This is a genomic window from Enterobacter sp. 61D5, assembly GCF_034107965.1.
GTDB lineage: Bacteria > Pseudomonadota > Gammaproteobacteria > Enterobacterales > Enterobacteriaceae > Enterobacter > Enterobacter cloacae_M.
On record NZ_JAWNFK010000011.1, the window covers coordinates 35521 to 61253 of the forward strand.

At 57.2% G+C, this 25733-nt stretch carries 25 protein-coding genes; 17 read left to right on the forward strand and 8 right to left on the reverse strand.

Features of this window, described 5'->3' with window-relative positions; translation table 11 throughout:
* Positions 1-151: 151 nt before the first annotated feature.
* Positions 152-2173, forward strand: coding sequence for an NADPH-dependent 2,4-dienoyl-CoA reductase (locus UTM25_RS12280; protein WP_320714826.1), 2022 nt, complete (start codon positions 152-154; stop codon positions 2171-2173).
* Here the strand turns inward: UTM25_RS12280 and rlmG are convergent.
* Positions 2170-3306: a 23S rRNA (guanine(1835)-N(2))-methyltransferase RlmG gene (rlmG, locus tag UTM25_RS12285; RefSeq protein ID WP_023333530.1), complete on the reverse strand. Its 1137-nt coding sequence runs from the start codon at positions 3304-3306 to the stop codon at positions 2170-2172. The two genes, UTM25_RS12280 and rlmG, sit on opposite strands and share 4 nt — an antisense overlap.
* Before the next feature lie 83 nt (positions 3307-3389).
* Here rlmG and UTM25_RS12290 point away from each other — a divergent pair, with 83 nt between their 5' ends.
* The 4 genes from UTM25_RS12290 to sstT all read left to right on the forward strand — a co-directional run bounded on the left by UTM25_RS12290 (position 3390) and on the right by sstT (position 7660).
* A complete protein-coding gene (locus UTM25_RS12290; protein WP_023333531.1) occupies positions 3390-3893 on the forward strand; it encodes a YgjP-like metallopeptidase domain-containing protein in 504 nt (167 codons plus the stop codon).
* A 70-nt stretch (positions 3894-3963) separates the two neighbouring features.
* Complete coding sequence (locus UTM25_RS12295) at positions 3964-4962, forward strand: Gfo/Idh/MocA family protein (RefSeq protein WP_194401292.1); 999 nt, start codon at positions 3964-3966, stop codon at positions 4960-4962.
* 251 nt (positions 4963-5213) lie between these two features.
* Positions 5214-6182 (forward strand): TerC family protein, encoded by a 969-nt coding sequence (locus tag UTM25_RS12300; RefSeq protein ID WP_194401293.1) that lies wholly within the window; start codon positions 5214-5216, stop codon positions 6180-6182.
* Positions 6183-6418: 236 nt separating this feature from the next.
* Positions 6419-7660: a serine/threonine transporter SstT gene (gene sstT, locus UTM25_RS12305; protein ID WP_159514968.1), complete on the forward strand. Its 1242-nt coding sequence runs from the start codon at positions 6419-6421 to the stop codon at positions 7658-7660.
* Between the two features lie 92 nt (positions 7661-7752).
* Here the strand turns inward: sstT and UTM25_RS12310 are convergent, their stop codons facing one another.
* The gene (locus tag UTM25_RS12310) at positions 7753-9240 is read right to left on the reverse strand and encodes a UxaA family hydrolase (RefSeq protein ID WP_194401294.1); all 1488 of its coding nucleotides are present in this window, start codon (positions 9238-9240) and stop codon (positions 7753-7755) included.
* A 17-nt stretch (positions 9241-9257) separates the two neighbouring features.
* Positions 9258-10670, reverse strand: coding sequence for a glucuronate isomerase (gene uxaC / locus UTM25_RS12315; protein ID WP_194401295.1), 1413 nt, complete (start codon positions 10668-10670; stop codon positions 9258-9260).
* Between the two features lie 475 nt (positions 10671-11145).
* Between uxaC and UTM25_RS12320 the strand changes: the two genes are divergently transcribed.
* The 11 genes from UTM25_RS12320 to UTM25_RS12370 all read left to right on the forward strand — a co-directional run bounded on the left by UTM25_RS12320 (position 11146) and on the right by UTM25_RS12370 (position 18445).
* On the forward strand, positions 11146-12444 hold the full coding sequence (locus tag UTM25_RS12320; RefSeq protein ID WP_194401296.1) for an MFS transporter: 1299 nt from the start codon (positions 11146-11148) through the stop codon (positions 12442-12444).
* Positions 12445-12559: 115 nt separating this feature from the next.
* Entirely contained in the window at positions 12560-13336 is a 777-nt protein-coding gene (exuR, locus tag UTM25_RS12325) for a transcriptional regulator ExuR (RefSeq protein WP_023309288.1), read from the forward strand.
* Between the two features lie 344 nt (positions 13337-13680).
* Complete coding sequence (gene yqjA, locus UTM25_RS12330) at positions 13681-14343, forward strand: DedA family general envelope maintenance protein YqjA (RefSeq protein WP_023309289.1); 663 nt, start codon at positions 13681-13683, stop codon at positions 14341-14343.
* 2 nt (positions 14344-14345) lie between these two features.
* Positions 14346-14729, forward strand: a complete 384-nt coding sequence (mzrA, locus tag UTM25_RS12335) for an EnvZ/OmpR regulon moderator MzrA (RefSeq protein ID WP_194401297.1) — start codon at positions 14346-14348, stop codon at positions 14727-14729.
* Between the two features lie 142 nt (positions 14730-14871).
* Positions 14872-15240: a DUF1090 domain-containing protein gene (locus UTM25_RS12340; protein WP_023309291.1), complete on the forward strand. Its 369-nt coding sequence runs from the start codon at positions 14872-14874 to the stop codon at positions 15238-15240.
* A gap of 31 nt (positions 15241-15271) precedes the next feature.
* Positions 15272-15577, forward strand: a complete 306-nt coding sequence (locus UTM25_RS12345) for a DUF883 family protein (RefSeq protein ID WP_008503141.1) — start codon at positions 15272-15274, stop codon at positions 15575-15577.
* A gap of 1 nt (position 15578) precedes the next feature.
* On the forward strand, positions 15579-15971 hold the full coding sequence (locus UTM25_RS12350) for a phage holin family protein (protein WP_023333540.1): 393 nt from the start codon (positions 15579-15581) through the stop codon (positions 15969-15971).
* A 2-nt stretch (positions 15972-15973) separates the two neighbouring features.
* Positions 15974-16270: a YqjK-like family protein gene (locus UTM25_RS12355; RefSeq protein WP_039260464.1), complete on the forward strand. Its 297-nt coding sequence runs from the start codon at positions 15974-15976 to the stop codon at positions 16268-16270.
* Positions 16271-16522: 252 nt separating this feature from the next.
* On the forward strand, positions 16523-16915 hold the full coding sequence (locus UTM25_RS12360; protein ID WP_023309292.1) for a DoxX family protein: 393 nt from the start codon (positions 16523-16525) through the stop codon (positions 16913-16915).
* 71 nt (positions 16916-16986) lie between these two features.
* Positions 16987-17973, forward strand: coding sequence for a glutathione S-transferase family protein (locus UTM25_RS12365; RefSeq protein ID WP_194401298.1), 987 nt, complete (start codon positions 16987-16989; stop codon positions 17971-17973).
* Positions 17974-18079: 106 nt separating this feature from the next.
* A complete protein-coding gene (locus tag UTM25_RS12370; RefSeq protein ID WP_029739660.1) occupies positions 18080-18445 on the forward strand; it encodes a DUF805 domain-containing protein in 366 nt (121 codons plus the stop codon).
* Between the two features lie 47 nt (positions 18446-18492).
* Here the strand turns inward: UTM25_RS12370 and UTM25_RS12375 are convergent, their stop codons facing one another.
* Complete coding sequence (locus tag UTM25_RS12375; RefSeq protein WP_029739659.1) at positions 18493-19395, reverse strand: LysR family transcriptional regulator; 903 nt, start codon at positions 19393-19395, stop codon at positions 18493-18495.
* Positions 19396-19499: 104 nt separating this feature from the next.
* On the opposite strand from UTM25_RS12375, the gene UTM25_RS12380 reads away from it, so the two are divergent.
* Positions 19500-20201, forward strand: a complete 702-nt coding sequence (locus UTM25_RS12380; RefSeq protein ID WP_023309295.1) for a pirin family protein — start codon at positions 19500-19502, stop codon at positions 20199-20201.
* A 90-nt stretch (positions 20202-20291) separates the two neighbouring features.
* Here UTM25_RS12380 and UTM25_RS12385 read toward each other — a convergent pair whose 3' ends face one another.
* From UTM25_RS12385 to tdcC, 4 genes are all read right to left on the reverse strand, one after another.
* The gene (locus UTM25_RS12385) at positions 20292-20702 is read right to left on the reverse strand and encodes a Spy/CpxP family protein refolding chaperone (protein WP_194401299.1); all 411 of its coding nucleotides are present in this window, start codon (positions 20700-20702) and stop codon (positions 20292-20294) included.
* 149 nt (positions 20703-20851) lie between these two features.
* On the reverse strand, positions 20852-23146 hold the full coding sequence (gene pflB / locus UTM25_RS12390) for a formate C-acetyltransferase (RefSeq protein ID WP_194401300.1): 2295 nt from the start codon (positions 23144-23146) through the stop codon (positions 20852-20854).
* 15 nt (positions 23147-23161) lie between these two features.
* On the reverse strand, positions 23162-24370 hold the full coding sequence (gene tdcD, locus UTM25_RS12395) for a propionate kinase (RefSeq protein ID WP_194401353.1): 1209 nt from the start codon (positions 24368-24370) through the stop codon (positions 23162-23164).
* A 30-nt stretch (positions 24371-24400) separates the two neighbouring features.
* Positions 24401-25732 carry a threonine/serine transporter TdcC gene (gene tdcC / locus UTM25_RS12400; protein ID WP_023333551.1) on the reverse strand — a complete coding sequence of 444 codons (1332 nt, stop codon included), beginning with the start codon at positions 25730-25732 and terminating at the stop codon, positions 24401-24403.
* Between the last annotated feature and the right edge of the window lies 1 nt (position 25733).

The window sequence follows — 25733 nt, forward strand, 5'->3', positions numbered from 1 at the left end:
CCGTGGGAGAGGGTTAGGGTGAGGGCATCAGGCCACACCAATATTTGAATCCCATCACAATCACTGCATTCGCCTTTTCCCTTTTACTCCCCGCTGGCTAAATTAGTAACTCATCCGACCACATAACAATAATTTTACACTGGAAGAGACTATGAGCCGCTACCCGTCGTTATTCGCCCCCCTCGATCTGGGGTTCACCACACTCAAAAACCGCGTGTTGATGGGCTCGATGCACACCGGGCTGGAGGAGCATCCGGACGGGGCCGAGCGTCTGGCAGCCTTCTATGCCGAGCGCGCCCGCCACGGTGTGGCGCTGATAGTCACTGGCGGCGTGGCCCCAGCCCATTCCGGCGTGGGCATGGAGGGCGGCGCGGTCCTGAACGATGCATCACAGCTGCCGCACCACCGCATTGTGACCGACGCGGTCCACCGCGAGGGCGGTAAAATCGCCCTGCAAATCCTGCACACCGGACGCTACAGCTACCAGCCGAACCTGGTCGCGCCGTCGGCCATTCAGGCGCCAATCAACCGCTTTAAACCTCACGCCCTCACCCACGACGAGATCCTCGCGCTGATCGACGACTTTGCCCGCTGCGCGGCGCTGGCGCGCGAGGCGGGCTACGACGGCGTGGAGGTGATGGGCTCAGAAGGCTATCTGATCAACGAGTTCCTCGCGGCCCGCACCAACCAGCGCGACGACGAATGGGGCGGCGACTATGCCCGACGGATGCGCTTTGCCGTGGAGGTGGTGCGCGCGGTGCGCGAACGTGCGGGCGCAGACTTTATTATCGTCTTCCGCCTGTCGATGCTCGACCTGGTGGAAGGCGGCGGCACGTTCGACGAAACCGTGCAGCTGGCGCAGGCGATTGAAGCCGCAGGTGCCACGATTATCAACACCGGGATTGGCTGGCACGAGGCGCGCATCCCGACCATTGCCACGCCGGTGCCGCGCGCGGCGTTCAGCTGGGTAACGCGCAGGCTGAAGGGCAAAGTCTCTGTTCCACTAGTCACCACCAACCGCATTAACGATCCGCAGGTGGCGGACGATGTGATTTCGCGCGGCGACGCCGATATGGTGTCGATGGCGCGCCCGTTCCTGGCGGATGCCGAACTGCTCTCCAAAGCGCAAAGCGGCCGTGCGGATGAGATCAACACGTGCATCGGCTGTAACCAGGCCTGTCTGGATCAGATCTTCGTCGGCAAGGTCACCTCTTGCCTGGTTAACCCGCGCGCCTGCCATGAAACCAAGATGCCGATCGTTCCGGCGGACAGTAAAAAACGCCTGGCCGTGGTGGGCGCAGGCCCGGCGGGGCTGGCGTTTGCGGTGAATGCCGCCACGCGCGGGCACAGCGTGACGCTATTTGATGCGCTGGCGGAGATTGGCGGACAGTTTAATATCGCCAAACAGATCCCCGGCAAAGAGGAGTTCTATGAAACCCTGCGCTACTACCGCCGGATGATCGAGCTGACGGGCGTCGATCTGCGGCTTAACCAGTTTGTCAGCGCAGCGGATCTGATCGGTTTCGACGAGGTGATCCTGGCGAGCGGGATCGTACCGCGCACGCCTGCGATCGAGGGTATCGATCATCCGAAGGTGTTGAGCTATCTGGATGTATTGCGTGACAAAACGCCGGTCGGCGAGAAGGTGGCGATTATCGGCTGCGGCGGGATCGGCTTTGATACCGCCATGTACTTAAGCCAGCCGGGCGAGGCTACCAGCCAGAACATCGCCGAGTTTTGCGTGGAATGGGGCATCGACACCAGCCTGAACCAGTCCGGCGGGCTGCGCCCGGAAGGGCCGCAGCTGCCGAAAAGCCCGCGCCAGATCGTGATGCTGCAGCGCAAGGCCAGCAAACCGGGCGAAGGGCTGGGCAAAACCACGGGATGGATCCACCGCGCCACCCTGCTCTCGCGCGGGGTGAAGATGATCCCGGCAGTCAGCTACCAGAAGATCGACGATGAGGGTCTGCACATCACGATCGGCGGCGAGCCGCAGCTGCTGCGCGTGGATCATGTGATTTTATGCGCCGGGCAGGAGCCGAAGCGCGATCTGGCCGATCCGCTGCGCGAAGCCGGTAAAACGGTGCATTTGATCGGCGGGTGCGACGTGGCGATGGAGCTGGATGCGCGGCGGGCAATTGCGCAGGGCACCCAGCTTGCACTGGTTATTTAACGACGACGTCCCAGCTTCACCGCCTTCAGCACCACGAACTTATTGTTCGTCGCAATGGTGACGCAGTTGCCGAAAATCTTCTTCAGCTTGTGGAAGTAGTCCAGGTGGCGGTTCGCCACGATGTACAGCTCGCCGTTGATTTTCAGGCAGCGGCGCGCGTGGTGGAACATCTCCCACGCGACGTTATCCGTCAGGGCGTGCTTCTGGTGGAACGGCGGGTTGCAGAACACGGCGTTGAAGCGGAACGGCTCTACGCCGGACAGCGCGTTATTGATCATAAACTCGCAGCGGTCCAGCGCTTCCGGCATGTTGGTTTCCACGTTCAGACGGCTGGACGCCACCGCCATCGGCGACTCGTCGCTGAACACCACGCTGGCGTCCGGGTTCTTCGCCAGCAGCGTCAGCCCAATCACGCCGTTACCGCAGCCCAGATCGACAATCTCACCTTCCAGATTTTCCGGCAGATGTTCCATAAAGAAACGCGCACCGATATCCAGCCCGGTGCGGGAGAAGACGTTCGCGTGGTTGTGGATGGTCCAGTCGGTCCCTTCCAGCTTCCAGCTCAGGGTCTCCGGCGCGTCGGCCAGCTCCGGTGCGCTGAAGGTACAGTTGATCAGGCGCGCTTTTTTCCAGGCCAGCGTCGTGGTGGTCGGGCCGAGGACCTTCTCGAACAGCTCGAGCGTCGAAGTGTGAATATCGCGCGCTTTGGCTCCCGCGATAATGCGCGTTTCAGGCGTGACGACCTTACGCAGCGCGCGCAGCTGTTGCTCCAGCAGCGCCATGGTTTTTGGCACTTTGATCAGCACCACGCCCGGCGCCTGCGGGTAGTCTGCGGTGCTGTCGAGGAACTTCACGCTGGATTCTTCGATGTCGTTATGGCGCAGGTTTTCACGCGTCGCCAGCTCGCTCAGGTAGGAATCGCCGATGCTGTAAGGCGTGTGCTCCGCCAGGGCGCAGCCCAGCGCGCCAAAGGCGTCATTCAGGATCAAAACCGGGCCGCGGATTTCAGTCTCATCCAACTGCTGCAGCAGATATTCATCCGCCGCTTCCCACGCCATGAGCGGGTTAACGTCGTCCGTTTCCGGGAAACGTTTAAGGTTGAGTGAACGGAAACCGTTGTCTAAGTGGCTCATCGGCCCTCCTGAATGGTAAAATTTGGCGTATCCCTGAAAAGGGTGCGTGAGTATACCCGTTTTCGCATTAATTTGGGCTTTTGATGAACCAACTTACTTATCTCCAGGGCTATCCGGAGCATTTACTGACTCAGGTTCGCAGCCTGATTGCCGAGCAGAAGCTCGGCGCGGTGCTGGAAAAACGCTATCCCGGCACCCACGATTTCGCGACCGATAAGGCCCTCTGGCAGTATACGCAGGATCTGAAAAGCCGGTATCTGAAGAGCGCGCCGCCGATCAACAAGGTGATGTACGACAACAAGATCCACGTGCTGAAAAACGCGCTCGGCCTGCACACCGCCATCTCCCGCGTACAGGGCGGCAAGCTGAAAGCGAAGGCCGAAATCCGCGTCGCGACGGTTTTCCGTAACGCGCCGGAGGCGTTTCTGCGGATGATCGTCGTCCACGAGCTGGCGCACCTGAAGGAGAAAGAGCACGATAAAGCGTTCTATTCCCTGTGCTGCCACATGGAGCCGCAGTACCACCAGCTGGAGTTTGATACCCGCTTGTGGCTTACGCATTTATCGTTAAATGGTAATGCGGAATAGCGCACGCGAATTGTCATGATGACGTGCTACAGTGGCTAAAGGTTCCCCGCTACGGAGTACGTAAACGTTTATGATACGTTTCGCAGTCATTGGTACGAACTGGATCACGCGCCAGTTCGTCGACGCCGCCCACGAAACCGGCAAACTTAAGCTTACCGCAGTCTATTCCCGCAGCCTCGAGCAGGCGCAGAGTTTTGCCAACGACTACCTCGTTGAACATCTCTTCACTTCGCTTGATGACATGGCGCAAAGCGACGCCATTGATGCGGTGTATATCGCCAGCCCGAACTCCCTGCACTTCCCGCAAACGAAGCTGTTCCTCAGCCATAAAAAGCATGTGATTTGCGAGAAGCCGCTGGCGTCAAATATCCAGGAAGTGGAAGCGGCCATTGCGCTTGCCCGCGAAAACCAGGTGGTGCTGTTCGAAGCGTTCAAAACCGCCAGCCTGCCGAATTTCCTGCTGCTGCAGCAGTCTCTGCCGAAAATTGGCAAAGTGCGTAAAGCCTTTATCAACTACTGCCAGTACTCGTCGCGCTATCAGCGTTATCTGGACGGCGAGAACCCGAACACCTTTAATCCGGCCTTCTCGAACGGCTCGATTATGGATATCGGTTTCTATTGCCTGGCCTCTGCCGTGGCCCTGTGGGGCGAACCGCACGGCGTCAGCGCCACCGCCAGCCTGCTGGAGAGCGGCGTGGATGCGCACGGTGTAGCGGTGCTGGATTACGGTGACTTCAGCGTCACGCTGCAGCACTCCAAAGTCAGTGATTCCGTACTGCCAAGCGAGATTCAGGGCGAAGCCGGCTCGCTGGTTATCGAGAAGATCTCCGAATGCCAGAAAGTGAGCGTGGTGCCGCGCGGCGGTAAAGCGCAGGAACTGACGCAGCCTCAGCATATTAACACTATGCTCTATGAGGCAGAGGTCTTTGCCCGTCTGGTGGAAGACAACGAAGTGAATCACCCGGGTCTCGCGGTGAGCCGCACCACGGCGAAACTGCAAACGGAGATCCGCCGCCAGACCGGCGTGGTGTTCCCGGCAGACGGCGTGAGCGCGGAAGCTATCGCGTAAAGCTGTGTAATGAAACGGCGCAGACCATTGACGAAATCAATGGTCTGACATATTTTGTTACCTGCAAAGGGGAGTAACTTCTTCGTCGGTGGATCGTCATTACGATGCGTGTAATACCGCATCCGGTCGCCGGGCAACCCTCGTGGTTGTAAGTGAGACCTTGCCGGAAGGCGAGGTCTATGCATAAAAAGCTAACGGCTATCGTCTTCTGACCATGGCCGTTTTTGTTTTTTATGTGTAAGGAAAATAGTATGCATTCTGTCGGCACTCCAATGTTGTGGGGCGGATTCGCGGTTGTCGTGCTCATCATGCTGGCGATCGACCTCTTTTTGCAGGGGCGTCGCGGCGCACACGGCATGACCATGAAGCAGGCCGCCGCCTGGTCTCTGGTGTGGGTTACCCTTTCCCTGCTGTTCTGTGCTGCCTTCTGGTGGTATCTGGCCTCGACCGAAGGCCGGGCGGTGGCCGATCCTCAGGCACTCGCCTTCCTCACCGGTTATCTGATTGAAAAAGCCCTGGCGGTCGATAACGTCTTCGTCTGGCTGATGCTGTTCAGCTACTTCGCCGTGCCTGCGGCCCTGCAGCGCCGCGTGCTGGTCTACGGCGTGCTGGGCGCGATTGTTCTGCGTACCATCATGATCTTCGCCGGCAGCTGGCTGATTACCCAGTTCGAATGGCTGCTGTACGTCTTCGGCGCGTTCCTGCTGTTCACCGGAGTCAAAATGGCGCTGGCGAAAGAGGACGGCTCCGCGATTGGCGATCGCCCGCTGGTGAAGTGGATCCGCGGCCATCTGCGCATGACCGACAAGATCGAGAGCGAGCACTTCTTCGTGCGCCAGAACGGTCTGCTGTTTGCCACGCCGCTGCTGCTGGTGTTGATTCTGGTTGAGCTGAGCGACGTGATTTTCGCGGTAGACAGTATTCCGGCGATCTTCGCGGTGACCACCGACCCGTTCATCGTCCTGACCTCAAACCTGTTCGCCATCCTCGGCCTGCGTGCGATGTACTTCCTGCTGGCGGGTGCGGCGGAGCGCTTCTCGATGCTGAAGTACGGTCTGTCGGTGATTCTGGTGTTTATCGGTATCAAGATGCTGATCGTCGATTTCTACCATATCCCAATCGCCATTTCGCTAGGCGTGGTGTTTGGCATTCTGATCGTGACGCTGATTATCAATACCTGGGTTAACCGCCAGCACGATAAGAAGCAGCAGGTGGAGTAAAACGTTCGGTGCGGGCTGATGCCCTCACCCCGCCCTCTCCCACAGGGAGAGGGTGAACACACTTCTGTAACGTAGTAGTTAAAAAATATGATGCAACACGTAAAATCCAGCATTTTACGCTTCCCTCCTTTCGCGCATTCTCTATACTCGACCAGGCAAACATTTACTTACATCCGGACATAAATGTGACTAAGAGCACATTCGGAATGGAACGCAATTTCACTCAGGAATAATGTATGAGCACACAATCGACGGGTCTTTTTGCGCGCCTGGCGCAGGGAAGCCTGGTTAAACAAATTCTGGTAGGACTGGTGCTGGGTATTCTGCTGGCCATGGTGTCAAAACCTGCTGCGGAGGCAACGGGGCTGCTCGGCACCCTTTTCGTGGGCGCCCTGAAGGCCGTCGCACCGGTACTGGTTCTGATGCTGGTCATGGCGTCGATTGCCAACCATCAGCACGGACAAAAAACCAACATTCGCCCCATTCTGTTCCTGTATCTGCTGGGAACCTTCTCGGCTGCCTTAACGGCCGTGGTGTTTAGCTTCCTGTTCCCTTCCACGCTGCACCTGACCAGCGCGGCCGGTGACATCACGCCGCCATCCGGCATTGTCGAAGTGCTTCGCGGCCTGCTGATGAGCATGGTTTCTAACCCCATCACCGCGCTGATGAGCGGAAACTACATTGGCATCCTGGTCTGGGCGATTGGTCTGGGCTTCGCGCTACGTCACGGTAACGACACCACGAAAAACCTGGTCAACGATCTGTCCAACGCCGTGACCTTTATGGTGAAGCTGGTGATTCGCTTTGCGCCAATCGGGATCTTTGGTCTGGTTTCTTCAACGCTGGCAACCACCGGTTTCGACGCGCTGTGGGGCTACGCGCAGCTGCTGGTTGTGCTGGTCGGCTGTATGCTGCTGGTGGCGCTGGTGATCAACCCGCTGCTGGTGTTCTGGCAGATCCGCCGCAACCCGTATCCGCTGGTGCTGACCTGCCTGCGCGAGAGCGGCGTGTATGCCTTCTTCACCCGCAGCTCTGCGGCGAACATTCCGGTTAACATGGCGCTGGCGGAGAAGCTGAACCTGGACCGCGATACCTACTCCGTGTCGATCCCGCTGGGTGCAACCGTGAACATGGCGGGCGCGGCAATCACCATTACCGTGCTGACTCTGGCGGCGGTGCATACGCTGGGCATTCCGGTGGATCTGCCAACCGCGCTGCTGCTGAGCGTGGTGGCGTCGCTGTGTGCCTGTGGCGCATCCGGCGTGGCCGGCGGTTCGCTGCTGCTGATCCCGCTGGCGTGTAATATGTTCGGCATCCCGAACGAGATTGCGATGCAGGTTGTGGCCGTCGGCTTTATCATCGGCGTGCTGCAGGACTCCTGCGAAACCGCGCTGAACTCCTCTACCGACGTGCTGTTTACCGCAGCGGCCTGTCAGGCGGAAGACGCGCGTTTAGCGAAGAACGCCCTGCGAGGCTAACAGCAAAACGGCAACCCTGAGGTTGCCGTTTTTAGTGTTTGTACCCTCTCCCCGTGGGAGAGGGTCAGGGTGAGGGCATCAGGCCGCACCGATTAAAGCGTCACACCACTCTTAAAGATCGCCAGCTCGCGGAAGTCGTTCTTCTCGTTACAGGTCTGCTTGCCGTTAGCAAACTCCACGATAGTATCCACGAACTCCGTCAGTAGCTGCGGCATGGCTTTGCCGTGAATCAGCTGGCCCGCATCAAAGTCGATCCAGTGCTTTTTCTTTGCCGCCAGCTCGCTGTTGGTGGCGATTTTCACCGTCGGCACAAAACCGCCGTACGGCGTGCCGCGACCGGTACTGAACAGCACCATATGACAGCCGGCACCCGCCAGCGCGCTGGTGGCGACCGCATCGTTGCCCGGTGCGCTCAGCAGGTTCAGACCGTGGGTTTTCAGGCGCTCGCCGTAGCGCAGCACGTCGACCACCTGGCTCGCGCCCGCTTTCTGGGTGCAGCCGAGGGATTTCTCTTCCAGCGTGGTGATCCCGCCCGCTTTGTTACCCGGCGACGGGTTCTCATAAATGGGCTGGTTGTGGGCGATGAAGTACTGCTTGAAGTCGTTCACCATGGTGACGGTTTTCTCAAACGTCTCTTCGTCGCGGCAGTGGCTCATCAGAATACGCTCCGCGCCGAACATTTCCGGCACTTCGGTCAGCACCGTCGTGCCGCCGTTGGCAATCACGTAATCCGAGAAGCGGCCCAGCATCGGGTTAGCGGTAATGCCGGAAAGGCCATCAGACCCGCCGCACTCCAGCCCAAACTTCAGCTCGCTCAGCTTGCCCGGCTCGCGCCTGTCGTGACGCATCACCTCATAAAGCTGGTGAAGCTGTTCAACGCCCGCTTCCACTTCGTCGTCCTGATGCTGACACACCATAAAATGCACGCGCTCAGGGTCAAACTCACCGAGCGTATCGCGGAAGGCGTCCACCTGATTGTTCTCGCAGCCCAGGCCAATCACCAGCACCGCCCCCGCGTTCGGGTGGCGCACCATGTTTTGCAGCATGGTGCGGGTGTTAATGTGGTCGTCACCGAGCTGGGAACAGCCGTAGGTGTGGCTGAACAGATGCACCCCGTCAGTGCCTTCAGCATTGTTGGTCTCTTTCAGGAAGCGCGTCTGGATCTGACGCGCAATCCCGTTCACGCAGCCGACGGTCGGGAGGATCCACAGCTCGTTGCGGATCCCCACGTCGCCGCTGGCGCGACGGTAGATCTGCACCTCACGATCCGCCGCCTGACGTTCTTCTGCGGGTAAATCAGGTTGATAGCTGTACTCGTCCAGATCGCTCAGATTAGTGCGGGTATTGTGGGAGTGGATGTATTCACCCGGCGCAATATCCGCCAGCGCATGGCCGATGGGCAAACCGTACTTCACCACGTTCTCCCCTTTCGCTATGGGGATCAGAGCAAACTTGTGTCCACGAACGATCGCCTGACGCAGGGTGACGCTCTGGTTATCAACGGTCACCACGTCGCCTTCACCGAGATCCGTCAGCGCGACGGCCACGTTATCCAGCGAATGGATTTTGATGTATTGCATATCAACCTCAAACGGCCTTAGTTCAGTTCAATGGCGAAGTAGTCACGCGCATTGTTAAAGCAGATGTTTCTCACCATTTCGCCCAGCAGCTGGATATCCGCTGGCGCTTCGCCTGCGTGCACCCAGCGGCCAATCATCTGGCACAGAATGCGGCGGAAATATTCATGACGGGTATAAGACAGGAAGCTGCGGCTGTCGGTCAGCATGCCGACAAAGCGGCTTAGCAGACCCAGCTGCGCCAGCTGCGTCATTTGACGCTCCATGCCGTCTTTCTGATCGTTGAACCACCAGCCGGAACCGAACTGCATCTTGCCCGGCATCCCTTCGCCCTGGAAGTTGCCGACCATGGTACCCAGCACTTCGTTATCGCGCGGGTTCAGGCAGTACAGGATGGTTTTTGGCAGCAGGTTTTGTTCGTTCTGTTTGCTCAGCAGTTTAGACAGCTCTTCTGCCAGCGGACGGTCGTTGATGGAGTCGAAGCCCACATCCGCGCCCAGTAGCTTAAACTGGCGCTGGTTGTTATTGCGCAGCGCGCCGATATGGTACTGCTGTACCCAGCCGCGACGCGCGTATTCCGCACCGAGGAACACCAGTACCGCCGTTTTAAACTGCGCCACTTCGTGCTCGCTCAGGCCTTCGCCGGAGAGACGACGCGCCAGAATGCTGTCCAGCTCTGCTTCGTTTGATTCCGCAAACAGCACCACGTCCAGCGCGTGGTCTGCGACTTTACAGCCGTGCGCCGCGAAGTGATCCAGACGCTTGGTCAGCGCGGTTTGTAGATCGGCGAAACGACGGATGTCGGTATCCGACACTTCCGCCAGCTTCGCCATGTAGTCGGTGAAGGTGGCCTGCTCAATGTTGAAGGCTTTGTCCGGGCGCCAGCTTGGCAGCACTTTGATATCGAAAGAGGTGTCTTTCGCGACAACGGCATGATGCTCCAGGGAGTCGATCGGATCGTCGGTGGTGCCCACCATCTTCACGTTCATCTGCTTCATGATGCCGCGCGCGGAGAAGTTATCCTGCGCCAGCAGCGCATTGCAGCGATCCCAGATTTCATCCGCGGTCGTTGGGGAAAGCAACTTGCCGGTGATGCCAAACGGACGGCGGAGCTCAAGATGGGTCCAGTGATAGAGCGGGTTGCCGATGGTGTGCGGAACGGTCGCCGCCCAGGCGTCAAACTTCTCGCGGTCGGTCGCATCGCCGGTACACAGGCGCTCAGCCACGCCGTTGGTGCGCATGGCTCGCCATTTGTAGTGGTCACCCTTCAGCCAGATGTCATACAGGTTTTTGAAGCGATAATTTTCGGCAACCTGCTGCGGCGGTAAATGGCAGTGGTAGTCGAAAATCGGCTGGTCTTTTGCGTAGTCGTGGTACAGGCGGCGAGCAAATTCGGTATCTAACAGAAAATCTTCGGTCATAAACGGCGTCATTATCGTCTTCCTCATTACGGGAGCGCAGAAAGCGTATGTTCATATGCTGCAAAGTTATCACACCAATTTCCACCCGCCGAAGCTTTTTTCGTGAGTGAGATCAATAAACGTCAACAAATAAATTACCCTTAATGGGGTAAACCCTTCTGTAACCCCCGCCAGTACTGGCTTTGCGCGCAACGATTAATGTCCCCATAAAGAATCATACATTTGTGATGTCACTCACCTTTTAAAGTTGTATGACAAGTTATCTTTTCGCCGTCGCAAACACTCAGCCGACGGAATGCATTACCGGTGTGAGAGACATCGGGTTTAACGGTACGGATACCGACTTATGCACGCTTACTTATGGCAAGGTTCGGGCCGTTCCGGGACATACTTCCGGCTACGCCCCTCCCGTTACACAACTGCTCCCGGAAACGGTTGAGAGGTTGCCGTGCTCTGGCGCGGAAATAACATAACGATGAGGTTTTAGATGCGTAAAATTAAAGGGTTACGTTGGTATATGATCGCACTGGTGACGTTAGGCACCGTGCTGGGCTACCTGACGCGTAACACCGTGGCAGCAGCAGCGCCAACGTTGATGGAAGAGCTGCATATCTCCACACAGCAATACTCCTACATCATTGCCGCCTATTCCGCGGCTTATACCATCATGCAGCCTGTTGCGGGCTATGTGCTGGATATTCTCGGTACCAAAATCGGTTATGCCTTCTTCGCCATCGCCTGGGCGGTGTTCTGCGGCGCAACCGCGCTGGCAGGAAGCTGGGGTGGGCTGGCGCTGGCGCGCGGTGCGGTCGGTGCGGCTGAAGCCGCGATGATCCCGGCGGGTCTGAAGGCCAGCTCCGAGTGGTTCCCGGCGAAAGAGCGTTCCATTGCCGTCGGCTACTTCAACGTGGGCTCGTCCATCGGGGCGATGATAGCGCCGCCGCTGGTGGTGTGGGCGATCGTGATGCACAGCTGGCAGATGGCGTTCATCATCTCTGGCGTGCTGAGCTTTGCCTGGGCGATGGCGTGGTTGGTTTTCTACAAACACCCGCGCGATCAGAAAAAACTGTCTGAAGAAGAACGTGAATACATCATTGGCGGTCAGGAAGCGCAGCATCAGACCAACAACGGCAAAAAAATGACCGTCTGGCAGATCCTGGGCACCCGTCAGTTCTGGGGGATCGCCCTGCCGCGCTTCCTGGCTGAACCGGCCTGGGGTACCTTTAACGCGTGGATCCCCTTGTTCATGTTTAAAGTATACGGCTTTAACCTGAAAGAGATCGCGATGTTCGCCTGGATGCCAATGCTGTTCGCTGACCTGGGCTGTATCGTGGGCGGCTACCTGCCACCGCTGTTCCAGCGCTGGTTTGGAGTGAACCTGATTGTTTCCCGTAAGTTGGTCGTCACCATGGGCGCGCTGCTGATGATTGGCCCAGGCATGATCGGCCTGTTCACCAGCCCGTACGTCGCCATTGCCCTGCTGTGCATCGGTGGTTTTGCGCACCAGTCCCTGTCCGGCGCGCTGATTACGCTCTCGTCTGACGTTTTCGGTCGTAACGAAGTGGCAACCGCCAACGGTCTGACCGGCATGGCCGCCTGGACCGCGAGCACCATGTTTGCACTGGTGGTCGGCGCGCTGGCGGATACCATCGGCTTCAGCCCGCTGTTCGCGGTGCTGGCGATCTTTGACCTGATGGGTGCAGTGGTTATCTGGACGGTGCTGAAAAGCAAATCGGCAGAAGAGCTGGCGAAGGAGTCGCTCGGCAAACCGGCTACGCAGAGTTAGCGAAAATACGTTTCAACTAAGCCGCCTCCGGGCGGCTTTTTTAATGGCAAAATCTGGAGAGTGGCATGCAAAAGTGGTATAACAAATCATCTGCCGTACCCTGCCTGGAGCGCATATGGAAATCACCGAACCACGTCGTTTATATCAACAACTTGCTGCGGAGCTGAAAGATCGCATCGAGCAAGGGGTCTATCTTGTCGGTGATAAACTTCCCGCCGAGCGCTTTATCGCGGATGAAAAAAGCGTCAGCCGCACCGTGGTGCGTGAAGCAATTATCATGCTGGAAGTGGAAGGCTACGTTGAGGTACGCAAAGGCTCCGGCATTCACGTGATTTCTAATCTGCCGAAACACTCTCCCGTCGCGGACGAAAGTCTGGAATTCGCCAGCTATGGCCCGTTCGAGCTGCTCCAGGCTCGCCAGCTGATTGAAAGCAATATTGCTGAGTTTGCGGCGACGCAGGTGACCAAGCAGGACATCATGAAGCTGATGGAGATCCAGGAGAATGCCCGTAAGGAAAAATGTTTCCGCGATTCAGAGTGGGATCTGCAGTTCCACGTTCAGGTCGCTCTGGCAACCCAAAATACGGCGCTGGCGGCAATTGTTGAAAAAATGTGGACTCAGCGCGTTCACAACCCGTACTGGAAAAAACTGCACGACCATATCGATTCCCGTACCGTCGACAACTGGTGCGACGATCATGACCAAATCCTTAAGGCGCTGATTCGTAAAGATCCGCATGCCGCTAAGCTGGCGATGTGGCAGCACCTGGAAAACACCAAGCAGATGCTGTTCAACGAAACCAGCGATGACTTCGAATTTAACGCTGACCGCTATCTTTTTGCCGATAATCCGGTTGTTCATCTCGATACGGCTTCCAGTGCCGCAAAATAGATGACCTTTCTGCTGGCAGGCGCTACGTCGCGCCTTCCGGCTTACAGGAGTAAGCAAAACATATATAGTGTCAGCCTTTGTAAATCCCCTCGCTCACTTCCTGGGCTTACGCCAAAATCAACTCAACCCTGCAAATTCTGTGACGCAGAACGTTGGGCTTTGTTACAATTGGATTCAATTCCTTATTTTGTAAGTTAGTGCTTGCTAACCAGCCAATTAACAGGGAACAGTGTTGGCCACACCGCAATGTGTCCGCGAGCGACCATAATGAAATCACAACAACGTCGCCGTGCTGTTTGTCCCGGATAACAGGCGTGACGTTAACCGATTTCCAGGAACACTGAATGGAACTTTTGACCCAACTGCTGCATGCCCTCTGGGCGCAGGATTTTGAAACGCTGGCCAACCCTTCCATGATTGGCATGCTCTATTTCGTCTTGTTTATGATCCTGTTCCTTGAGAACGGTTTGCTGCCTGCTGCCTTCCTGCCCGGTGACAGTTTGCTGGTGCTTGTCGGCGTGCTGTGTGCCAAAGGGGCGATGGCGTTTCCACACACCATTTTATTACTGACCGTGGCGGCCAGTCTCGGCTGCTGGGTGAGCTATATCCAGGGAAGATGGCTGGGCAATACCCGGATCGTCCAGAACTGGCTCTCTCACCTTCCCGCGCATTATCACCAGCGGGCGCACCACCTGTTCCACAAGCACGGGCTTTCCGCGCTGCTGATTGGCCGCTTTATCGCCTTTGTTCGCACCCTGCTGCCGACCATTGCCGGTCTGTCGGGGTTGAGCAGCGCGCGCTTCCAGTTCTTTAACTGGATGAGCGGCTTGCTATGGGTGCTTATTCTGACGACGCTCGGCTATGCGCTGGGTAAAACGCCGGTCTTTATGAAATATGAAGACCAGCTGATGTCCTGCCTGATGCTGCTGCCTGTGGTACTGCTGGTCTTCGGCCTGATTGGCTCACTGGTTGTCCTGTGGAAGAAGAAATACGGAGCCAGAGGCTAACGATGGCTATCTCACCGCTCGCCCTGCGCCGTTTTGCCTTTGCCGTGATTACGCTGATCGTCCTCAGCGCCATGCTGCTGGCATGGAGCGCGCTTTCGCATCAGGAATCGACGCTGGCCATCCGCCCGGTAAACCAGGGCGCCAGCGTGCCTGACGGTTTTTCTGTCTGGCATCATCTGGATGCGAACGGGATCCGCTTTAAGAGCATTACCCCGCAGGACGATGTTTTACTGATCAAGTTTGATTCCCGTGCGCAAAGTGCCGCCGCGAAAGTGGTTCTCGATCGTACGCTGCCGCACGGGTATATCATTGCCCAGCAGGAAGATGACAGCCAGCCTGCAGCCTGGCTGTCATTGATTCGCGATACGTCGCATCGGTTTGGATAACTTCCAGGATTCCGAATCTTTTCACTCACTTTGGTGAATCCCCCGTTTACTTACTATGCTTAAGTACGCGGAGCACCCCTCAATGTACTCCGCATAACTTTGGATAGCGGCGAACGCCGCAACACAATGGAAGGTTTCGATAATGAAATTCCGCATGACTCTGGCTCTGGCCCTTTTTTCTTTAAGCACAGCATCCTTCGCAAACTCTCTCTGTCAGGAGAAAGAACAGGATATTCAGCGTGAGATCGGTTATGCCGAAAAGCATAACAATCAGCACCGTGTTGATGGTCTTAAAAAAGCGCTGAGCGAAGTGAAAGCGAACTGTTCAGACAGCAAGCTTCGTGCCGACCACAAGAAGAAAATCGCTGAACAGAAGGACGAGATAGCCGAGCGCCGTCGCGACCTGCAGGAAGCGAAAGAGAAAGGAGATGCGGAAAAAATTGCTAAGCGCGAGAAGAAGTTGAAAGAAGCGCAGGACGACCTGAAAGCGCTGGAAGCTCGCGATTATTGAGTTAACGGAAATCTCAACAGGAGAGAGAATCATGTCAAAAGATACGACGTCTGAACATCTGCGCGCTGAACTGAAATCCCTGGCCGATACCCTTGAAGAGGTGCTGAACTCCTCTGCTGACAAGTCAAAAGAAGAGGTCAGCAAGCTGCGCAGCAAGGCGGAGCAGGCGCTGAAAGAGAGCCGCTATCGCCTGGGTGAAACCGGTGATGCACTGGCGAAACAGACCCGCGAAGCGGCTGCCCGCGCGGACGAATATGTGCGTGATAATCCATGGACGGGTGTAGGGATTGGTGCCGCAGTGGGTGTGGTACTGGGTGTCCTTCTGACGCGTCGTTGATATGGAAGATCCTCGTCACGCACAAGGGCCTGCTAACAACGTCCTCGGCATCGGCCAGCGTATTTTAACGACGCTGGTCGGGATTGCCGAAACGCGCGTCCGGCTCGCAGTGGTCGAGCTGGAAGAGGAGAAAGCGAACCTCTTCCAGATGCTGCTGATGCTCGGGCTGACCATGCTCTTCGCCGCGTTTGGTCTGATGAGCCTGATGGTGTTAATCATCTGGGCCATCGATCCGCAGTATCGTCTTAACGCGATGATTGCCACCACCGTCGTTCTGCTGGTCGCCGCGTTGATAGGCGGTATCTGGACGCTACGTAAAGCGCGTAAGTCCACTTTCCTGCGCCATACGCGTCAGGAGCTGGCGAACGATCGAGCTCTGCTGGAGGATGACTAGCCTTGAGCGATAAAGCCGAACGTCAAAAGCGAAAAGCGTACCTGTTAAGCCAGATCCAGCAGCAACGGCTGGATCTGTCAGCCAGTCGTCGGGACTGGATTGACGCGACGCGACGGTTTGACCGGGGCTGGAATACCGTCCTGAGCCTGCGTTCATGGGCGCTGGTCGGCAGCAGCGTGATGGCTATCTGGTCCGTTCGTCATCCGAATATGCTGATCCGCTGGGCTCGTCGTGGATTCGGCGCCTGGAGCGCCTGGCGTCTGGTGAAAGCCACGTTGCGGCAGCAGCAGCTGCGGTGATAAAAGCAAAACGGTAACCCTGGTTACCGTTTTTTGTTTTTGCGCCCTCTCCCTATGGGAGAGGGTTGGGATAAGGGCTCCAGCGCGCACGCCCCTTACTCAATATCTTTGAAGAAGATTGACAGTTTTCCTTGCTAACAATTACCACCCTCCCCGTTTATTATCCTCTCCATCGACAGCAACGCCGCGGTATCTACCCGGAATTGCAGACAAATAATGTTCAGCCGCTCATGTGGTTTCCTGGAGAGTAAAATGAAAAAATTAGAAGATGTTGGTGTACTGGTCGCGCGTATTCTGATGCCAATTCTGTTCATCGTGGCAGGTTGGGGAAAAATCACCGGTTATGCGGGTACCCAGCAGTATATGGAAGCCATGGGCGTTCCGGGGTTCCTGCTGCCGCTGACCATTCTTCTTGAGTTCGGCGGCGGCCTGGCGGTACTGTTCGGCTTCCTGACCCGTACCACCGCGCTGTTTACCGCAGGCTTCACCGTGCTGACGGCGTTCATCTTCCACAGCAACTTTGCGGAAGGTGTGAACTCTCTGATGTTCATGAAAAACCTGACCATCGCGGGTGGCTTCCTGCTGCTGGCCGTCACTGGCCCGGGCGCATACAGCATCGACCGCGTTCTGAATAAGAAGTGGTAAGCACGCTATACTGAATGAACACAAAGCGAGGAGACATCTCCTCGCTTTTGCTATCTGACGGAGGAGAAAAAATGGGACAACTCGTAGACGGCGTATGGCAGGATGTCTGGTATGACACCAAATCCACCGGAGGTCGCTTCAAGCGCTCAGTTTCGGCCTTCCGTAGCTGGCTGACCGCCGACGGCGCGCCAGGCCCGAGCGGCGAAGGCGGCTTCGCGGCTGAGAAAGACCGTTATCATCTTTATGTTTCGCTTGCCTGCCCGTGGGCACACCGCACGCTGATTGTGCGTAAGCTTAAAGGTCTCGAATCCTTAATTCCGGTTTCGGTCGTGAACCCGCTGATGCTGGAAAACGGCTGGACGTTTGACAGTGATTTCCCCGCGGCGACCGGCGACGATCTTTACCACCACGATTTCCTTTACCAGCTCTATCTGCGCGCCGATCCTCACTACACCGGGCGCGTTACCGTGCCGGTCCTGTGGGACAAGAAAAACCAGACGATTGTCAGCAATGAGTCTGCGGAAATCATCCGCATGTTCAATACCGCGTTTGACGCGCACGGCGCCCGTGCCGGAGATTACTATCCGGCTGAGCTGCGTGAGAAAATTGACGAGCTGAACAGCTGGATTTACGACAACGTCAACAACGGTGTCTACAAGGCCGGTTTCGCCACCAGCCAGGAAGCGTATGACGAAGCGGTCGGAAAGGTGTTTGAATCGCTTGAGCGTCTCGAGCAGATCCTGGGCCAGCATCGCTACCTGACGGGCGATCGCCTGACGGAAGCGGACATTCGCCTGTGGACCACGCTGGTTCGCTTCGATCCGGTCTATGTCACCCACTTTAAGTGCGACAAGCACCGCATCAGCGATTACCTGAACCTGCATGGTTTCCTGCGCGACATCTACCAGATGCCGGGTATTGCCGACACGGTCGATTTCGACCATATCCGCACCCACTATTTCCGCAGCCACAAAACCATCAACCCGACGGGCATTATCTCCATTGGGCCGTGGCAGGATCTGGATGAACCTCACGGGCGCGACGTCCGATTTGGATAAATACGAAGGGCATCACCAGATGCCCTTTTTTAATTCACAATCTCCATCTATCCTTACCTCGATCGCTTAGAAAACAAGTGATTGACTGACTAATGAGGCAAGGAAAATGGACTGGTATTTAAAAGTACTGCGTAACTACATTGGATTTGGTGGCCGTGCCCGCCGCAAAGAGTACTGGATGTTCGTTCTGGTGAACTTCATTCTCATTATGGTGCTGGGTATTGTGGATAAAATTCTTGGCTGGGAGCGGGCTGGCGGTGAAGGCGTGCTGACCACCATTTACGGCCTGTTAGTCTTGCTGCCATCGTGGGCGGTGCTGTTCCGTCGACTGCACGACACCGATCGTTCAGCGTGGTGGCTACTGCTGCTGTTGATCCCGATTATTGGCTGGATCGTGATTTTGATCTTCAACTGCCAGAGCGGGACGCCGGGTGAAAACCGCTTTGGTCCGGATCCGAAGATCGGCGCATAAAAAAAGCCCGGTGGCGCTTACGCTTACCGGGCCTGCCAATTACGATTTTATTTATTGTATTGCGTGAAAAGCTTCGGAATTTCGCGTAAACACCATGATTTGGCTTCGCCCATGCTGTCACGGCGCCACGCCATAATGATATCCACCTCGTGGCTATATTCCGGGCTGACTACGCGCAGCCGCCCTTCAGCAATATCCTTTTCGACAAACGGGTACGGCATGGTCGCCACGCCCAGACCGGCCAGCAGCGCCTGACGTTTGTCTTCCAGTGAGGTGACCGTCAGACGAGGCTGTTTATCCAGCAGCTGCACCGTCAGCACCGGACGCTCACGCGCGGTATCCGCGACCGCCACGCCGCGATACTTCACGCGCGTCACTTCAGATAGCGGCTCCGGCTCCTGGTGAATCGGGTGATTGGGAGCAGCAACATAGACGTTCATCACGCTGTAGAGCTTGCGCGAGTTGATTTCCGATGAGGAACGGAAGTGCATGTCCGGCGCAATCACAATATCCGCCCTGCCCGTTTCCAGACGTTCCCACGCGCCTGCCAGCACCTCGGTGATGATTGACAGCTGCGTATTGGCCTTCGCCGCCAGGCGGTCCACCAGCGGGAACAGCGCTTCTGTCGGCACCAGCGCTTCGGTAACTAACGTCAGATGGGTTTCCCAGCCGCGCGCCAGCGCTTCGGCGTCCGTCGTGAGCTTGTCCGCCGCTTCCAGCAGCACGCGGCCGCGCTCCAGCAGCATTCGCCCCACGTTGGTGAATTTTGTTCGATGACCGGAGCGGTCAAATAGCACCACGTCCAGCTCTTCCTCCAGCTTCTGCATGGTGTAGCTTAGCGCAGACGGAACGCGCCCCAGCTCGTCTGCCGCCGCCGCAAAACTGCCGCGCCGGTCAATCGCGTCCATGACGCGAAGCGCCTCAAGCGTCAATGCTCTCTCTTTAGCCATCTCGTTCTCATTCAGGAAATTTGAACATACCGGGCAGAATATCTGGCTAACAATGCAGCGTCCATACCTTTACCATTGTTTTAGTGTAAAGAGAGGTCAAGTTTATGATTACGACAAGAACAGCTAAACAGTGCGGACAAGCCGATTTCGGTTGGCTGCAGGCCCGCTACACCTTTTCCTTTGGACACTACTTTGACCCTAAACTCCTCGGTTACGCTTCACTGCGCGTGTTGAATCAGGAAGTGCTCGCCCCGGGCGCTTCCTTCCAGCCGCGTACGTACCCGAAAGTCGATATCCTGAACCTGATCCTGGAAGGCGAGGCAGAATACCGCGATAGCGAGGGCAATCATGTCCAGGCAAAGGCTGGCGAAGCGTTGTTAATTTCCACGCAGCCGGGCATCAGCTACAGCGAACATAACCTCAGCAAAGATAAAACGCTGACCCGTATGCAGCTGTGGCTGGACGCCTGCCCCGAGCGTGAAAATCCGCTGGTACAGAAGTTAGATTTAACGGGCGATAAGCAGCAGCTGATTGCATCGCCGGACGGCAGTAAAGGTAGCCTGCAGCTGCGCCAGCAGGTGTGGCTGCACCATATCGAACTGAAGAAAGGTGAACAGGCGAGCTTCCAGCTTCATGGTCCGCGCGCCTATTTACAGTCTATTCACGGTACGGTACATGCGGTGACGCACACGGAAGAGAAAGAAGCGCTCACCTGCGGCGACGGGGCGTTTATTCGTGATGAAGCGAACATCACCCTGGTGGCGGATACGCCGCTGCGCGCGCTGCTGATTGATTTGCCGGTTTAGAGAATACCCTCACCCTAACCCTCTCCCAATGGGAGAGGGAACCGATCGAGCCACGGCAGAATCATCCGGCGCCTTACGCGACGTACGGAATCACTCTGCCAGCGCGTTAGCCATATCGGTTCTAATCTGCTTACGCTGTTCCGGCGTCAACACCTGGCTGACATCGAAGTAATATTTCACGCGGTAATAGCGGGCCTGCTCTTCAATTTTGCTAAAGGCGACAAGCTGGCTTTTCACCGTGCTTTCGTCCCATTTACCCGCCTGGAACATGTCGATCAGCGCGCCGTCCTTCACCCCTGTCATCGGGATCTTGCTGACATTTTGTTCCAGCTGCTTATGCAGATCTGCAATTTTCTTAACCTGCTCATTGCTGAGCTTCAGGTGCTGTACCAGCGGATCCTGCGATGGAGACGGGGCAGCCTCAACGTTCGCGGCCTGTGCCGTAAAACTGCACACTGCCAGCGAGGCGGCGACCAGCGCAATACGGGTCATTTTCATCATCTTACTGTCCTTACATGCTGTTATAGGGAAAAGCAGGCGTATTGTTTTTCAAGAGCGGATGAATATGTGTGAGTAATTATACAAACAATTTTGTATGTTTAGCGGGCAAAAAAATGCCCCCTGCGTTGAGGGGGCATGAGCACTCGCGTTTAGATGGATTGGGTAAACGTTCGCGAAATCACGTCCTGCTGCTGCTCCCGCGTCAGCGCATTAAACCGCACCGCATAGCCTGAAACGCGGATCGTCAGGTTCGGGTAATTCTCCGGATGCGCAATGGCATCAAGCAGCATTTCCCGGTTCATAACGTTGACGTTCAGATGCTGCCCGCCCTCAATGGACGCTTCGTGATGGAAGTACCCGTCCAGCAGCCCCACGAGGTTGGTTTTGCGCACCAGCTCGTCCTTGCCCAGGGCCTGCGGCACGATGGAGAAGGTGTAGGAGATCCCGTCTTTCGCATAGGTGAACGGCAGTTTGGCAACCGACGTTAGCGAGGCCACCGCCCCTTTTCTGTCGCGACCGTGCATCGGGTTCGCGCCAGGCGCAAACGGCGTGCCGCCGCGGCGTCCGTCCGGCGTGTTCCCGGTCTTCTGGCCGTAAACCACGTTGGAGGTGATGGTCAGAATCGACTGGGTCGGTACCGCGTTGCGGTAGGTTGGCAGCGCCTGAATTTTCTTCATAAAGCGCTCCACCAGGTCGCAGGCGATGCTGTCCACGCGATCGTCGTTGTTGCCGTACTGCGGATAGTCCCCTTCAATCACGAAATCGACTGCCAGACCGGTATGGTCACGCACCGGCTTCACCGTGGCGTATTTAATGGCCGACAGGGAATCCGCGGCTACCGACAGCCCGGCAATGCCGCAGGCCATGGTGCGGTATACGTCCCGGTCGTGCAGCGCCATCAGCGAGGCTTCGTAGCTGTATTTATCATGCATGTAGTGAATGAGGTTCAGGGCGCTGATGTACTGCACCGCCAGCCAGTCCATAAAGTGATCGAGGCTCGCCATCACGGTGTCGTAATCCAGCACGTCGTCCAGCAGCGGCTCGGTTTTCGGGCCGACCTGGATCTTCAGCTTCTCATCCACCCCGCCGTTGATCGCGTACAGCAGCGTTTTAGCGAGGTTGGCACGCGCGCCAAAGAACTGCATCTGCTTGCCGATCACCATCGGGCTGACGCAGCAGGCAATGGCGTAGTCGTCGCTGTTGAAGTCCGCACGCATCAGATCGTCGTTCTCGTACTGCAGAGAAGAGGTGACGATCGACACCTGCGCGGCGTATTTCTTGAACGCGATCGGCAGCTGTTCAGACCAGAGGATCGTCAGGTTCGGCTCCGGCGCAGGCCCCATGGTGTGTAGGGTATGTAGATAGCGGAAGCTGTTTTTGGTCACCAGCGTGCGCCCGTCCAGCCCCATGCCGCCGATCACTTCCGTCGCCCAGATAGGATCGCCGGAGAAGAGCGTGTCGAACTCCGGCGTGCGCAGGAAGCGCACCATGCGGATCTTCATGATGAAGTGGTCGATCAGCTCCTGCACCTGGACTTCATTCAAGCGTCCTGCCCGCATGTCGCGTTCAATGTAGATATCGAGGAACGAGGCCGTGCGCCCCAGCGACATCGCCCCGCCGTTCTGGGATTTCACCGCGGCAAGGTAGGCAAAATAGACCCACTGCACCGCTTCCTGGGCGTTCATCGCCGGGCGTGCGATATCAAACCCATAGTTCGCCGCCATCTGCTGGATCTGCAGCAGCGCACGCCTGTGCTCCGCAAGCTCTTCACGCAGGCGGATCGTCGCCTCCAGTTCTTCTCCGCGCTCCAGCCTGCCCTGCAGATCCGCAAACTGAAGTTCACGCTCGCGCACCAGATAAGCGATCCCGTACAGCGCCACGCGGCGATAGTCACCGATGATGCGTCCGCGCCCGTAGCCGTCCGGCAAGCCAGTCAGCACGCCGGATTTACGACAGCGCATCATCTCCGGGGAGTAGACGTCAAACACGCCCTGGTTGTGGGTTTTGCGCAGATCGGTAAAAAGGTATTCGAACTGCGGATCCATCTCCCGGCCATAGGCTTCGAACGAGCTGCGGATCATGTTGATCCCGCCGTACGGATGCAGCGCGCGCTTGAGCGGCTTATCGGTTTGCAGGCCGACGATCGTCTCCAGATCCTGGTCGATATAGCCCGGCCCGTGGGCGGTAATGGTGGTGGCAATGTTGGTGTCAAAATCCACCGGAGCGTGGGTGGCATTCTCCTGGCGAATGCCGACCATTACCTTCTGCCACAGCGCCGTCGTTGCTGGCGTCGCCTGCGCGAGGAAAGCTTCATCGCCTTCATAAGGGGTGTAGTTATGCTGAATAAAATCGCGGACGTTGACGGTGTTTTTCCATTCTTCACCGCGAAACCCGGCCCACGCGTCGCTGTAGGGCGCGACGCCCGTATCGATTGTTACTTTCATGTGTTTCTCGCTTTATCAGGCGTAAGCCGCAGCCGGGGTAACCTTCCCAAGACGGAGGGCGTCCAGCGCGATCATTTTTTCTTCGTTGGTAGGGACCACCGCGCAGGCCACGCGGGACGACCCGGTGGAGATCACGCGCTCGCCCGCGCTGCCCGGCAGGGCATTTTTGGCGTCGTCGAGGATGATGCCGAAGACTTTCAGATGTTCCGCCACCAGCGCGCGGACAAGCTTCGAGTTTTCGCCAATGCCGCCGGTAAAGACCACCCCATCCAGGCGGTGCAGCGACGCCGCGTGCCCGGCGATATGTCGCGCAATGCGGTGAACGAAGGTATGGATAGCCAGCTGCGCCCGCTCGTTGCCTTCGTGCCAGGCTTTCTCCAGCGTGCGTAAATCGGACGAGATGCCGGAGATCCCCAGCAACCCGGACTCTTTATTAACCACGCGCTCCAGGTCCTCAAACGATTGCCCGGTCTGGTGTGCAATCCACGCCATCGCACCGAAGTCCACGTCGCCGCAGCGCGTGCCCATAACCAGCCCTTCCAGCGGCGTCATCCCCATCGATGTGTCGACGCTTTCGCCGTTGCGCACCGCGCAGATGGACGCCCCGTTCCCGAGATGGGCAATCACCAGGCCGCTGTCATCGGAGGACAGCCCGAGAAGCGTATGCGCCTGCGCGGCCACGTAGCGGTGAGAGGTGCCGTGGAAGCCGTAGCGGCGCACGCCCAGCTCTTCAAAATAGCGGTACGGCAGACCGTACAGATAGGCCTGCGGCGGCAGCGTCTGGTGGAAGCTGGTATCAAATACCGCCACCTGCTGCACGCCCGGGAACAGACGCTCTGCGGCTTCCACGCCGTTCAGGTTGGCGTAGTTATGCAGCGGCGCCAGCGGGGAGACCTGGCGGATCTGCGCGATCACCTCTTCCGTAATCAGGGTCGACTCGCTGAAGCGGTCGCCGCCGTGCGCAATGCGGTGGCCAATTAAGGCCACGCTGCTCATCAGGTTACGCTTCTCCAGCTCCAGGGCGATGGCAGCCAGCGCCCCTTCGTAGTCCTGATGAGCCAGTCCGGCTGGCTCACCCCCGTTCACGGAAATAAAGGCCTTCTCGGTGTTGATCCCATCTGCAATGCCCGTCATCAGGGCATCGCAGCTTCTGGCGTCGAGCACCGAAAACTTAACGGAGGACGAACCGCAGTTAATTACCAGTACAACCGGATACTCAATCATCATGTGACTCCACTCTTCCTGAGCAATGGGTTAGAACAGTTTGTAAACGATATTCAGAATGGTCAGCAGGCCGACCGCGGTAACGAAGATGTTCTCGGTACGCCCTTTGTATTTCGCCAGCGCAGGCGCTTTGCGGATGGCATACATCGGCAGCAGGCACAGCAGAGAGGCGATGATTGGTGCGCCCATGGCTTCAATAAGGTCCAGAATGTTCGGGTTGGCGTAGGCCACTACCCAGGTGGAGCCCATGATGAACACCATGCTGATGGTGTTCAGTTTGCCGACAGAGACTTTCTTCTTATCGCCCTTGTAGCCGAACTTAAGGATCAGACCGTTCAGCCCTTCAAGCGTGCCCAGGTAGTGGCCGAAGAAGGATTTGAAGATAGCGACCAGCGCGATGATGGAGGCACCGTATTCCAGTACCGTTGCGAACGTCGATTTGGTGCCAGACATTGATGCAAAGTGGTTCGCCAGGTAGGAGAGCACCGGAATGTTCTGCGCCTTGGCGTCCGCCATGTTCTGCGGAGAGAGCGTAAACAGGCAGCTAAAGGCGAAGAACATTACCACGGCCACCATCAGCAGGCTGGCGCGACCGATGATTTTGGAACATTTCTGCTCGGTAAACTCTTTCCCGAACTCCGGCTCATACTCTTCGCGCTTGGAGACCACAAACGAGGAGACGATAGGCGAGAAGTTAAAGGAGAAGACCATGATGGAGATACCCAGCCACACGGTGACCAGAATGCCGTCATGACCGGTAAAGGCGATATCGCTCAGGTTGACCTGGTCGATCACCGCCGAGTTCCAGTAAGGGATCAGCGACAGGGAAATCAGCACCAGGCTGGCGATAAACGGAAACACCAGGAAGCTCATGACCTTCACCATCAGGTCTTTACCAAACCAGATAACAAAGGCCATCAGCAGCAGCAGGAACAGCGCCACGACGCCGCGATTCAGCGCGGGCAGCTGGAGCTGGTTTTCCCAGAAGGTCATAAAGGTGTTGGTAATGGTGACGCCATAAATCCACAGCAGCGGGCAAATGGCGAAGAAGTAGAGGAACGTGATGACCACCCCACCGGTCTTACCAAAGTGCTCTTCCACCGTTTCGGTGATGTTGCCGGAGACGTTGCTGCCGGAGAGGCACAAACGCGCCAGCGCGCGGTGGCAGTAAAACGCAATCGGAAACGCGAGAACCAGCATCAGCAGGATAGGGATCAATCCACCAAAGCCTGCGCGAATGGGGAAGAACAGCACGCCTGCGCCAATGGCGGTACCAAACAGGCCAAGTGTCCAGGTGGTATCAGACTTACGCCAGGAGGACGTTTTTGTCTGACCAACGATAATGCTTTCTGTGTTGCTCATA

Coding starts and splice junctions, on each gene's coding strand:
- UTM25_RS12365 (WP_194401298.1), top strand. CDS start 16,987: ATGGGACAACTCGTAGACGGCGTATGGCAGGATGTCTGGTATGACACC.
- UTM25_RS12290 (WP_023333531.1), top strand. CDS start 3,390: ATGAACCAACTTACTTATCTCCAGGGCTATCCGGAGCATTTACTGACT.
- UTM25_RS12350 (WP_023333540.1), top strand. CDS start 15,579: ATGGAAGATCCTCGTCACGCACAAGGGCCTGCTAACAACGTCCTCGGC.
- UTM25_RS12280 (WP_320714826.1), top strand. CDS start 152: ATGAGCCGCTACCCGTCGTTATTCGCCCCCCTCGATCTGGGGTTCACC.
- yqjA (WP_023309289.1), top strand. CDS start 13,681: ATGGAACTTTTGACCCAACTGCTGCATGCCCTCTGGGCGCAGGATTTT.
- UTM25_RS12360 (WP_023309292.1), top strand. CDS start 16,523: ATGAAAAAATTAGAAGATGTTGGTGTACTGGTCGCGCGTATTCTGATG.
- mzrA (WP_194401297.1), top strand. CDS start 14,346: ATGGCTATCTCACCGCTCGCCCTGCGCCGTTTTGCCTTTGCCGTGATT.
- UTM25_RS12345 (WP_008503141.1), top strand. CDS start 15,272: ATGTCAAAAGATACGACGTCTGAACATCTGCGCGCTGAACTGAAATCC.
- UTM25_RS12295 (WP_194401292.1), top strand. CDS start 3,964: ATGATACGTTTCGCAGTCATTGGTACGAACTGGATCACGCGCCAGTTC.
- UTM25_RS12310 (WP_194401294.1), bottom strand. CDS start 9,240: ATGCAATACATCAAAATCCATTCGCTGGATAACGTGGCCGTCGCGCTG.
- tdcD (WP_194401353.1), bottom strand. CDS start 24,370: ATGATTGAGTATCCGGTTGTACTGGTAATTAACTGCGGTTCGTCCTCC.
- pflB (WP_194401300.1), bottom strand. CDS start 23,146: ATGAAAGTAACAATCGATACGGGCGTCGCGCCCTACAGCGACGCGTGG.
- UTM25_RS12320 (WP_194401296.1), top strand. CDS start 11,146: ATGCGTAAAATTAAAGGGTTACGTTGGTATATGATCGCACTGGTGACG.
- UTM25_RS12375 (WP_029739659.1), bottom strand. CDS start 19,395: ATGGCTAAAGAGAGAGCATTGACGCTTGAGGCGCTTCGCGTCATGGAC.
- UTM25_RS12380 (WP_023309295.1), top strand. CDS start 19,500: ATGATTACGACAAGAACAGCTAAACAGTGCGGACAAGCCGATTTCGGT.
- UTM25_RS12370 (WP_029739660.1), top strand. CDS start 18,080: ATGGACTGGTATTTAAAAGTACTGCGTAACTACATTGGATTTGGTGGC.
- exuR (WP_023309288.1), top strand. CDS start 12,560: ATGGAAATCACCGAACCACGTCGTTTATATCAACAACTTGCTGCGGAG.
- UTM25_RS12300 (WP_194401293.1), top strand. CDS start 5,214: ATGCATTCTGTCGGCACTCCAATGTTGTGGGGCGGATTCGCGGTTGTC.
- tdcC (WP_023333551.1), bottom strand. CDS start 25,732: ATGAGCAACACAGAAAGCATTATCGTTGGTCAGACAAAAACGTCCTCC.
- sstT (WP_159514968.1), top strand. CDS start 6,419: ATGAGCACACAATCGACGGGTCTTTTTGCGCGCCTGGCGCAGGGAAGC.
- rlmG (WP_023333530.1), bottom strand. CDS start 3,306: ATGAGCCACTTAGACAACGGTTTCCGTTCACTCAACCTTAAACGTTTC.
- UTM25_RS12340 (WP_023309291.1), top strand. CDS start 14,872: ATGAAATTCCGCATGACTCTGGCTCTGGCCCTTTTTTCTTTAAGCACA.
- uxaC (WP_194401295.1), bottom strand. CDS start 10,670: ATGACGCCGTTTATGACCGAAGATTTTCTGTTAGATACCGAATTTGCT.
- UTM25_RS12385 (WP_194401299.1), bottom strand. CDS start 20,702: ATGATGAAAATGACCCGTATTGCGCTGGTCGCCGCCTCGCTGGCAGTG.